The organism is Ensifer sp. ENS03, assembly GCF_014852035.1.
Lineage (GTDB): Bacteria > Pseudomonadota > Alphaproteobacteria > Rhizobiales > Rhizobiaceae > Ensifer > Ensifer adhaerens.
In genome coordinates, this window is the sequence record NZ_JACVAV010000012.1 from 150,762 (window position 1) to 163,621 (window position 12,860).

General features: G+C 54.6%; 1 protein-coding gene. It reads left to right on the top strand.

Features of this window, described 5'->3' with window-relative positions:
* Positions 1-162: 162 nt before the first annotated feature.
* The gene (locus IB263_RS30085; protein WP_192439415.1) at positions 163-11,748 is read left to right on the top strand and encodes a SpvB/TcaC N-terminal domain-containing protein; all 11,586 of its coding nucleotides are present in this window, start codon (positions 163-165) and stop codon (positions 11,746-11,748) included.
* The last annotated feature ends 1,112 nt before the right edge of the window (positions 11,749-12,860 follow it).

Sequence of the window (12,860 nt, forward strand, 5' to 3'; positions counted from 1 at the left end):
TCCTAAAAATACGCACGTCGAGCGCTCGGGGGGGAGCAGTTGCGTATGTTGAGGAGGGGCTGCCTAACATTTTTGCGATTTTTTCTGGCACTTCTCCAGATAGCTTACCTCGTTCAATCAACTCCCATATATGCTGCTGAGGAGCTGGCTCTAGTCAACCAGGTGAAGCTTCACCCGGTTCGCGAAGCTACGTTCTATTTGTCCGACCGCCCAGCCGAAATCGTCGCTGCCAATCTGGAATATGAGGTTGTGGGTGCAACAAATGTGGCTCAAGTCAGGCGCGTTATAAATACCGGTCCACCCCTCGGTGGCTACCTCAGGCTTAACGATGCACATTGGCATACCGTTAGCGAAACTTTGTCGCCGCAAGAATTGCGGCAAGGACAGAATAGGCTTTATTTTCTGAATAATGACTTCGGGCAGAATCCTGCAGTTCGCAATGCCAAGCTGATGCTGTGGTCGAGGGCTTCCGATCAGGATGGTCTCCGGTCAAGCGTCGTCGCCATCAGAACGGAGCCCCTTGAGGACGATGATCTAATCACGTCAGGCTTTATTCCAGCCGATTGGTCCCCGATACCGCCGCCAAGGGTGCCTCCGGAGTCGCTTACCCTGTTTTATCCACTTCAAGGCGAATACTACGATACCCGGGCGCTTATAAGGGGGCATTCAGCACCAGACGCGAAGATTTACATTAACGGACGGGCAACACGGCAGCACAACGGAGCTTTCGAAACAGTGTTGGCTATCGACGAAGGCAGGAAACGATCCGCTGAAGTGGTCGCGGTCCGTCCGGATGGTACTTCCGAAAGGCGCATCGTCTCGTTTGTGTCTCAAATGCCACGTGCCAATTTGAGTGAGCCGCAGGTAAAAACAATCTCGCTTTCATCGAGCAAGCCGGCAGCGATGTTGTTTGGCGTAATGTTGTCCGTCGGTGAAGACTTAGCGCGGGCGACCGACGTGTCGCTGACCTGTTTACGGACGGTCGATACGCCCGCATTAGACGCATTTGAGAATTTGAATGGCGCTTGCACAGCTTTCCGTCTCGAACAGTCAGGTCAAGCCGCGATCACTTTGCGTATGCCGACGATTGTCGACAAACTCCCAGACGGCTTCGAGCCTTACGACACGCGAGCAATCGCCTATGATACGGCCAGCAATACTTGGGCGATCGCTCCCGAAGGTTTCCTGGACTTCGATAACAAGCAGACTGTGGTGACGTTGCGCGACCGTTCTTCAATCGTCACCAGTGGAATACTGCCAGGTCCGCGTCCCGATGCCGGCGAGCCCCTGCTGCACGATAAGGGGTCGCTGTCCGATCTTGCCAGCAAACTTGAGCCACTCGCCGGAATGGTCAATTTAAGTGCCCCGGAACCCAATCCATATGGCTCAGCTAACCTTAAGTTTCCCATGATGCTGCGTCCCGTGCGCGGGGCGAATGAACCTCGTTTCGCGCTTACCTACAATTCGCAGCGCGGTAACGGTCTTGCAGGGGATGGCTGGACGCTTGAGGTTCCCACGATCAGCGTTGAAACAAAATGGGGCGTCCCAGAGTATTCGAAAGAGTTCGAGACTGACACGTACGCCTATCAGGGCGAGGAACTTGTCGCTTTCAAAAGCGACCAGGAACTGCCTGCAGGCTATCGAAACAATTTTACAGATTTCCCTATCAAGCGCGACTCCTACGTATTTAGGCTGCGGAGGGAGTCTCTTTTTGCGGAGTTCATTCGCCACGGAGATACGCCGTCGAACTACTGGTGGGAGATCGTTTACAAAAATGGAAACCGAGAATACTACGGCGGTTTGCCAGATCCTGAAGACCCCAATAGCTCGCATGCAGTCGAAGAGGCTGTTCGCCGAAAAGCTAGCGGCGAGATTTTCGATTGGGGACTCACTAAGGCTGAAGATCCGAATGGAAACTTCATCTCCTATACATGGAAGTCTGCTGAAGCGTGTGCACCGGTTCCTTGCGTGACCTCCCTGGTGCCGTCGGGTCTGATCTATAACCAGCATCCCATCATCACAGCAGGCTCGCTGCAAGAAATAGGTATTACATCAGTAGAGTTTGGTTGGAAAACCGAACGCCGTGACCAGGTGACAACTGGGCGCACAGGGATCGCAGTGCTTCAGAAGGATCGGCTCGAGCAAATCGACGTGACCTATAAGAAGGATGGTCAGCGACGAGAATTTGCAAGCTACAGAATGAACTACAGCGAGCCCGCGCCCGAAACGATGGAAAAGAGCCTCCTCACTTCGATAAAAGCCGAGGTGCCTGAAACTGATGATTGCCGCGCCCCCTGCAGTTCGCAGACAGTGGTACTCGCATATCACGAGCGTCCAAAGACATTTGAACGCGGCGGGGGCGCGAACAGTAGCCTTGCTCAGAATCTCACATTGAAAGGCGCCGGCATACTCAAGGACCTGACAGGTTCTCCCTTAGGCTCGCATTCGTTGCTCGGAACGAACTTGTCTTCTGAGACCGGAGCTAGCCTCTACGTTGGAGTGTCACCGGCCCCATTGAAGCAACTTTCCGGTGGACCGAAAACCGGTTACACAGCTCGATCGACGCGTGGGCAGTCTTTGGTGGCCGATCTAACGGGAGATGGAATTTCAGACATCATCATTGATGACCAAGGAATAAAGGTTTGCACCGGCACTAGACAGCCGAGTGGCCAAGTCGTCTATCCTAGTTCCCTTTCTTCCTGTACGGAAACCGAGTTCACGGGGATTAGTGTTCCCAGATTGTCTAGTGAATCGTCGAGCTCCTACAGTGTGGCAGGTGAGTTTCATCCGTTCACAAAATTGATTTTCGGGGGCGCCTATTCTCACAACAGAACCGCCCAAACGACCTACCTTGCGGACGTAGATGGAAACGGGTTGATCGACATTGTGAGCAACGGTAGGGCCGCTTTCAACCAAGGCCCGAACACTGCAGGCAGAATCGCATTCACCTCGTCGACAAGTTTCGTGAAGCAACCGGGCGTGGGGGCTCCGGCTGCTGTTTTTGGCGAACTTACAGCACTTTATGATGCTGCCAAGATTGAAGCGCTTGCCGATGAGAGATACTTCAAAGCCGCAGATTTTGTGCATGCATGGCGCGCACCGTTCGATGGAGTTGTGGGAATAAGCGGCGCTGTTCTTGCTGCGGCCGACGGCCCGAAGAAGATCGAAAACACCCAGATCATTGTCGAACGATCGTCGCCCGGAGCCAATAATAGCGTCAGGTGCTCAGAAAGTAATATTCTTCAGGTGGGTGGTGGAGAGCCTGTCTGGTCGCCGAGCACTTGTCTTCCACCTTTATCTAGCCAAGAATCACAACATCTTACGGTTCTTCGGAATGCGCTCGGTGCGAGCGCACCGCTTTTCATTGCGGTAGCCAAGCATGACGTCGTGTATTTCAGAACTAGTGGAGGAGACGACGCCCAAGTCAATCCAGGGCTCGCTCGCATAAATATCGACTATGCTGTGAAAACAAGGGCGTTGTGGGAAAGGGCGACAGCGTCCCCCGGTGTTGCACTTGGCCCTTCCCAGACCACACAGTTTGTCGCAAGTGTTGTCACCGCGAGCGGAAACAGATGGAACCATGCTGCGCTCAGGGCGTGCGTGCTGTCTGGCATGGCGGCACTGCCGCCTGCTCCGCCACGGTGCGATCAGTACGGTCGAAGCCCGAACTCGTTCTCATTGGAAGAAGATCTCGTCTTTTCGGCAGTTGCGAACGGCGATTTGTTGTTAGACACGTCGGGTTTTCTCCCCAACACCAGTGGTTCGGATTCCCGCTTCTCTGGCATGCTGAGATATCCCGTTGGAACTCAAGCCGTGCAGGTAACACTGTTAAGCAGAGAAATGCCGGCGAGCGATGATCGTAGCTACATAACGTCGAAGCAGATCCAACGGGACCTTATCGATGATGCCTCTTCTCTCGTTGGGCAGCAGCCTGTTTGGGGTAAGCAGTTCTCAATTGTGTTGCCGGGCAATTGCACGGACTCGTTCGGACGACCTCAGCAGGTAGCACCGGTCGTCGCCGGGATCAAAGTGAGCTGTGACAGGTCTGGCAAATGGATCGAAGTGAGCTTTGATAAAGTTGCACTGCGGCTCTGTGGTGCGGACTGCTCAACCACAAAGCGGGTGCGGCTCGAAATTCAGCCGCAGTTCGGTATTCGCCGCGGCCAACCGCATCCCGACGTCATCATTGCCTATGACAATGCTGGAGACGGGCTTCGATACGACGATCTGTTTTGGGTGAACGCCCCTCGCATCGCTTACGAGAGCAGGGGGAAGTTGCCGCTGGATGTCGCAAAATGGCCGATGGATCCCGATGGGATCGAACGCGTTCGCGTAAGTACCACGTCACAGCAGATCATGGAAAGGCCAACCACCAAGACAGATTTCATTACACCAATTATTCGCGGACGCTATCGAAAGGTAGTAGATGCCGACAAAATTGGGCCGAGAACAGGAAAGGCATCTTATCAGTTCGACGAGATCCAAAAGGAGCGAGACTATGTCAACCAGGCATCGACTTTACCAGGAGGGCAAGTGTTTGACGATCCGGTCATAGACGAAGACGGCTATAGACTACCGACATCCCTAGCGGGATGCGCTCCCGCCCCGGATGGCCTCTGTGAGTATAGGATTGCTCATTCCTTTTTCAGCGACTCCCCCAAGGAAATTGAATATGCTCCTGGTGCGTTTGCTTTCGACGTTACACTTTTCGTAAACGGAAAGATCCAGGTACTCAACTATCTCGGCACTGTGCCGCATTTTGCTTGTGGCGTTTACCCCACTGCAGATTTTCCAAACGTCCATTTCAATCGCCCAGTGGACTGTGGACTTGAGGACCCTGATTGGATCGTTCCCGATTCGCGTGCACCTGAGAAGAACATTGGAATCCAATTCATCCTGAATGACGGAAATCGGGTTCGTGGCCGGGATCTGATTTTTTCGTTTCGGGCTAAACCAGGCGATGTCCTCCATGTCTTGACGTCAGTGCGCTCGATCTGGAACGAGTTTGACAGTAGTTTTTTGAGCACGGCCGACCTTAGTGGCAGCTGCATCAATCCAGCCCCGTTGCCCCGAGACGCGTTCACCTTACTTGAGATGGACACGCTCGTCGGCGGTGATTGCAGGCGCTGGTTTGGTCTGCGATCAAGTGAGTTAAGACTGTCAATCGAGGGTGGCTTGGGCCTCGGTAGCTCTAACCCAAGCCGTCGCGACTTTGCGCGTTTATTCGCGCCTGTGCACTACTACGAGGAACAGGAACATGTGCTGAAGATAGATAAATCTTCTCCGCGCGTCGCCACGGATCATCGTGGCTGGACTCGGTTTGCGTCCACCTATCCCGCTGCCGGCTCGATACCATCATATGAAAGGGTTCAGTTTGAACAGCCGTTCCCTGAGACAAGTTCCGCCAATATCAGCGCCGCCTCGGTTAACTGCAGTGGGCGCGTGGTCAACGACTGTAAGACCAATGCGAGCGCCGTCGCCAATCAACAAAATCGTGTTAGTACCTTTCCATTAGCGGGGGTGTATTGGGCAAGCGATCTTACGGGCGTCTACGAACAGGCGCGGCCGGGAGCGACGGGCACGTTCTGGTCTGACGTAGATGGGTTTGGGTTGAGCACCTTTGCCAATAGCAGCCCCTGCGGTGTAACTGGGCGACAGGTTGCCGAATGCTATATAGGGCCGGATTCCGATATTTGGCTAGGGGTTTTGCGTGGGAACAAAAACATACTGATCGCTCAATCGACCGGTCGCGTAGGGCCGGACGACATCGGGCGCATCGTTCCAGAGAGCCTAGTTCAATCGATTCCCCAACCCAGGCCCTCAGAGCCGGGCAAGCCAACGGAGATCATTCCCAGTCTGCCGCTTCCAGGCCTGTATAGTGAGGGTGACACGTTGTCGGCACGCGTGGGGGTAGTTTCCAATTTGTGGTCGACCGCGCTCACTCGGACGCTTTACCTCGACATGAATGGGGACGGCTATCCAGACCCAATTATAAACAACACAGTCTACCGGACAGGACCGACCGGCGTGCCCCGGGATCAATGGCTGCCTGGGGCCACTAGCGTCGCCTCCGGCCACTCACGTAGTAGTGAGTCCCGTTCGTTGGACCTGTCTGTATCTATCGGTGATGGAGGTGTAACCACCACTGCGACGCCCCATGCCGCCGCAGGAAGCGGTGCACTGGGGCAAACAATGAGCATTGATACTGTCCACGGTGCTTGGACGGATGGTTCGTCTGCAACGACGTCCGCCAAGTCCTCGCCTGACGGCCCATTCGGGCTCGGTCTGAGTCTAGATGCCAGCCTTGGAGCCTCGTTCACACCTGATGACTTTCTTGACGTTAACGGCGACGGGCTACCCGACCTCGTTCGCTTTGACCAGCCTAGCTTCTTACCGACAGGCCCCCAAAAGGCAGGATCGATCCACGTCCGGCTTAATCTGGGTAAGGACTTCGCTGCAGAACAGCCCTGGCCGCTTATACAAGTTCCCGCTACCGTAAACGCTGCCGGCGGACTTGGCCCTCAGCTTGGCTACAACGATGGGAACGGGGGGTGGGCTGGTGGGCTTGCCTTGTCTCGTACATTCTCTTCGAGCCGGCAGAGTTTGGTTGATATCAACGGTGACGGTCTTGTCGATCTCGTCGTCCCAACCGGCAAAAACTACATTGTCTATCTTAATCAGGGCTCTAGTTTTTCGAAGGATGGCCTACCGCTTCGAACCCCGAATGTCTGGAGCTTTCGTGATTTGTCAGCTTCGGAGAGTTCGACCGTTGATGCAGGTGTGATCGTCGCACCGGCGTTTCCGTGTGGCTTCCCGCCACCGTGCTTTGTAATACAAAATCCCGGCATGCGGACTGCAACAACGGTAGGGCGTCAAATTGTAAGTGCACAGGACCTCAACGGGGATGGGCTAGTCGATCTGGCTAGTACGGGTGGCCTTTACCAAGGCATCGTAGGCGAGCGCCCTAATCTTGGCTTTGATTTTGGGCTTGCAACGCAGAACTACATCAATCCTCTCGGAAAACAGAACAAGCTGAAGCAGATTATAAATCCAAGCGGTAGCGTCATTCATCTTGACTACGCACTGGTGGGTAACGAGGGCGCTGACAATCCGAAGGGAATTTGGGGGTTAAGTAGGATCGCAATCGATGATGGCTTCCATCCCTCTCAGCCGGAGGACGGAGCGGATGAACAAATTCGCGAGGTGGCCTATTCCACCGGCAAATATGATCGATGGGAACGTGCTTTCCTTGGCTTTTCAAAGCTTACGATCACAGACGGGGGAGCCGATTGTGGTGCCGCCTCCTGCACGGGTGTTGAGCCGTCGACGCCGCTAAGGACAACCGTTCAGCAATATCGCAACGAAAGCATATACGTGCAGGGCCTCCTCGCACGTGAGGAGGTTCGGTCTGTCTTAGATGACAAGGCGTTCCGGGCGCGGGAGTTCGCCTATGATCTGTGGTCGATTAAGGTTGCGCAACCGTTCACGAAATTCGACGCCGCCTGTACACATGAATCCGGTGCGGATGACAAATGTATCCAGGAGACTGACCAAGCTCGCAACGACACGACGTCGGCATTGCGTTCCAATCTTTGGAACCAGCAGATCGCCCGACGCTACATGCCTCGTCTTCGCATAGTACGGGACCTGATTTGGGAGAGAAGTTCTGATCAGCTCCGTTCCATGCTGTTGTATGACTATGACACCCACGGCAACGTGACGACGCTCCTGAATCTGGGCCAAATCGGAGAAGTCGCTCAGTCGCATTTGGACCAAGACGATGATTTTCGCGCCGATCTCCAGTACGATAGAAACTCCGCAAACCCGGCAATCGCGGACCGCGTTGAAACGATGTTGGTTCAGCGAGGCCTCGATCCTGGCTGGCGTGGCGATAACGTTATGCGTTTTCGAGAGGCGGCTTATGACGCTCGTGGAAACCTGATCACTATTTGCCAATACTTGAGGGAAACAGCCGCCTTGGCGCGTTCCCGGGACCGGACATTCTGCGATGACGCAACATCTGAATTGAAGGCGGGCAACAACTGGGAAGGCTACAGAGCGCTAGTTGGGCGGGTTGGGCTTGGGCCGATGGACATCATCGTTGACCGTCGCCTAGATCTTGATCCGTTCGGCAATCCGCAGCGCGTTATTAGCCCCTTCAACATGGGCGGAGAAAGGATCGAGAACTACAACTGTTATACCGGGGACCCTTTCGCCCTTGCTGCCACGCATGTCAGACAAATTCGGCTTGCCGTGGACGCTGATGGGCTGTCTGAAGGCGGCGCAGCGTGTAATCCCGCGATAAGTTCAAGTTCCTCCTTGGCCGACTTCAGCTGGAGCACGTCCATCAGCGACCACCTGGGAACAGTCTCGGCATCCATTGACATCAACGGCAACAGCCTGGGCTACGGGCGCGACAATTGGGGGCGCTTGCGTACGGTGGTTTCTGACTGGGGCGCGCCCAACGCGGACGATCCCAGAATACCCGCTAACGCTTCAGTTCACTGCAACCTCCTACCGGCGGAGCGGCAGGCGGCGTGCAGCGTTATGCTCTACGTCGACTACAAGAAACTAAGCAATGCGGAAAGTGTATGGGGCGCAGTTGCGCGGCGCTACGTACTCGAAGACTTGTATGCTGCTGGCGCTGGCCAAGATGACAAATCCGCCATCTGGCAGGCGGTTCTGTCAGATGGCATTGGCAAGGTCCTGCAGTCAAACCGCGAAGCTTCTGTCTGTCTAACGCAAGGACGACGGCCAAATCCGAAAGACAAGTCAACTCATCTGAGTTCGGGACTCCCGCAACTTTGCGCCACAGAAGCTCACGGAATAGCGTCAGGCTGGCAGAAATTTGATGGCTTGGGGCGGGTTACTGCCGAGTACTATCCGTTCCCGATTGTGCAGTCGTCCGCGGGCAGATCAGTTGACGCCGTCGTTGAAGAGTTGCACCTGCCTGCGATTGTCGAGAGCAGTCCGCGCGCAGATTTTACTTACGACGAGCTTGGCCGGATCACGAACATCAAACAGCCGGACCAGAACCACATCCAATTCCAGTATAGTGTTCTCGCGGGTTCAAGTAGCGAACTGGGCCGGGTCCGAACGAAACTAATCGATGCCCGTTGTGCTGTGAGAGCTTTTGATCGGGATGCGCGCGGACTCATCGCTAGCGTCTTTGAAGCCCAAGCCCCGCCTACCGTCGCTCCCATGCATACGGCAGGGTTGGCGATTGGTGACAAGCGAGATCTCGAATTATTGGCTTGCCCAAGCAACGCGGCATTGATCCCAGGTGCGCCAAGAACCGCGCAAACCCGCTATTTCCACGATGCTCTGGGCCAGATTACGAAGGTTTCACGCCCACTTGGTGACGACGCCATTGTAAGCGAGTACGATCTGATCGGCCGTCGGACGCGAATTTCCGATCCAGATCGCGGTGATGAAATAATATCTTATGACGCGTTAAGCAATGTCATCGGACGAGACCGAGTGTCGATCCGTGCCGTGGCACCTCGCAAGATTCGCTATCTTTTTGCCGCTGATCGGATGACGGGCATCAGGTATGATGCAGCGTATAGCCACCTCAACGTGGACTATGTCTATGACGACTACCCAACTGACTGGTCTTCGCTGGCGACCAATGATCAGACAAGAAAGTGGCTTGAAAACTTCGCCGGAGAGGCCTGCCGCAATTGCCTAGGGCGCCTCGTCGCGATCAGGGATGGCAGCGGCTTTTTTGTCCGCGGCTTTGATGTTTATGGGCAGGTGACCGACACTCTTCGCTCCATTCGCTATCACGGGGCCGAAATCGGCCGCTTCGAGTTGCGCAATGAGTATGACACGTGGGGTACCCTGCGATCGGAGTACATAAAGGATCTAGTACCGGAGAGGCCCAGTCCGGCTTGCATAAACTCCCGGCGTCGGAATGACTACCTTTGCGATTTTCAACACTCGATCTTCTACAGCTATGATCAAGCGGGCAGGCCGACCGGAGTTCGTCTGGACAACCGGAGCATTGCGCAGTTCGCGTACGATGAATTCGACGCCAGCAAAGCCAAATGGACAGGCGACGGAACAATCACCGATCTGACCTACGATATCATTGACCGCCGACTCAATACAACGGTTGCCACACTTTTTGACGGCACACCATTAATAGCCGGCGGCTATTCTTATGATGCCGGCGGGAATCTGCTGCGTCACCGCAACCTCGTCCCATATGGACACGCGGATAGCTATGTGGACGACATGAGCTACGGTTACGATGGGGCCAATCGACTGGTTAGCGCTTCGGGAGCCGTTCAAGATACCCGTTTCGTGGAGACGGCAATAAATTTTGCTGAGAATTACGATTACGATCTACGTCATCGTCTCACGCAAAAGGGTCCCGATCACTATGTCTATCCTACTTTTCGACCTTCATCTGAATGGAAGCCTGTCGATGCGCCAGAATTCATTGGTCGTGACGTCCAAAAACGCGGCCTAGGGCTTTCTCATCAATATGATGGGTGGGGTTCGCTAGTCGGCGTGGCCGACACAACTTCCGAAGAGAACCAGACTCGGAGACTAGGGTGGGATCCGGAATCTCGACTGACCGATATTCAGATCACAAAGACCAATTTGGTTTCTAAGAATGGCGGAACGGAGACTCAGGGCGCCACGATTTTCAATGACTATGTTTACGACTACCAAGGCACCCGGACTGTGAAGCGTGAAGGGCGAAGGGGCAATATCCCTGGAACTGTTGCGAACGAGGAGGGATGGAAGCACCTCTACATTAGCCCTAGTTTCTCACGGCGCTATGATGGACCGGGGTTCATTCAGATCTCGCTTGCCGCGCAACGAGTAGCGTCAGTGGCCTTCAACAACACCGCCCAGAAGTCAGATCGGACCACCTTCTACTATCACTCGGAACTCCCCAGCGGCAGCACCACTGCGATTACTCGTCAAGTTTTGGGTGGCGAGCATCAAGGCGAGCTGTATCAGCGCATGGCGTATGCGCCGTTTGGCGAACCTCTACACGGCTACCAGTACGGCGAGAAGCAGGCCGATATCCAACTCGCCCCTAATTTCGCTTTTGCCGGTAAGGAGAGGGATACAGACACAGAATATAGCTACTTCGGGGCGCGTTACTATGACCCGAGAACGGCAGTGTGGCTAAGTCCAGATTCAGCGTTGTCGGCATATCTAGCTGGCGAGCCTCTGGGAGGGGTATACAGCCCGAAAAATGCGAGCGTTTATCTGTTTACTCATGGCGATCCGATCAACAAGATCGACGTCGACGGAAATTTCGCTTTCGCGGCGGCTCCGATGGTGGCTCCTTGGGTCATAGAGGCAGCCGTCACCATACTCGCAGCGGCCGGATTGATCGGTAGCACCATTGTGATTGGGCAAAATATACCGGACTGGCAAATTGCTCCTCCCCTAGTCCAACCAAAGCTTCGCGAACTGCCGTGGGGTAACCTTGTTTACCAAGAGAAGGCCCCAGAAAGTGCGCCAGAGATTGCCCCACCTGGATCGGTGCTTAAACCCCGAACGACAAAGAAAGGGGAAAAGGCCGTCGAGGTAATTAGGCCCGACGGCTCTGTAATTGACATCTCGCCGGATCGGGTGAAGGAATATGAATATGAACCTCGTGCCTCGAAACTGAGGCGACCAAAAACCTTCGAGGATGCGCAGCCTGGGTCGAAGGGTGAAAAGCGTGATCCTACGCCGGCGGAGCTCGATTTTCTCAAAGGTCTCAAACCAAGAAAATGAACCACGAACAAATAGATAAAATACTTCGGGCCTTCTGTTTGTTTCTCGACAGAGCCCAATCTAGTCTCGCGAAATCCGAGCTGGTTGAAATGGCGGATTTAGGCGATTGGTGTCAGGCAAACTGGGAGCTGCTCGTTGAAGGAGCACTTTCGAGACACCTCAATTGCAGCGTATTGTTGGAACCTTATGGAGGCGGCGCGGACATAAATGGGCGCAGCAGTCGCGTAATTTTCCCGGAGGCTCTCCCTACTCACCGAATCCTTTGTCGGGGCCGCTCCGCTTTCGCTCTTGAACATCTTTCCCATAAGTACCTGAGTATCAACGAAGCACCCTTTTATCAGTTCGTCTCTTGGAACGGTAGGCAGTATGAGGAGGTGCCGCCATTTCAGTATGTCCTTCTGAAGGAGGATGAATTCACTCTATTCGCACTCCAAGATGTACGATTTGATGTTGCGCTCCTTCAGAGCTTTTGAACAACCTAGCTCCCTCAAACCGGGCGCGACAGGAGTGATGTACAACACGGCCACCTAAGTTCGCCGCATCCGCTATGTGGAACTAAGAAAAAGGCGACCATAAGCGGGCCTGGTGGTCAGGCTAGAGGAAGCGGCATGGCCGTCCTCTCTTCACCTGTTGCCCAAACAGTTGAACGCTCTCTTGAAGCGACACGCGGCGCCGTAGCGCACAGAGCGACGATGCGAGGCGTTGCAATCAATCGAATTCGATGACGAAACTATGGGTGGAATCCGTCGACGGCATATCCGCCCAGGTCTCCAGCCGAACCGACTTCATGTCGTGCTTTCCTTCAATGCCAACGAAGTACATGCCGACGTCATCGCCTGGATTGTCTTCGTTCGGTGAACCTTCCAGTCACTTTGTGAATGTCAGTGCCTCACCGGTGACCCAACGCCAGCCGGCCCTGGGTTCGCGACCGCCTTCATCTTGGATCAAACCGATCCAGGGGCCGAATTTGTGAGAATATCAGAATATCGTACCCCTCCGGTGAGGGCCGCCTTGCTGAGTTAGGCTGAAGGCTGCAAGTCCTAGTGCAAACACTAGGGGTAGTCCTATGACGAAGCATCAGATTGAGGTCATTACGTCGGTCGAGCGGCGTC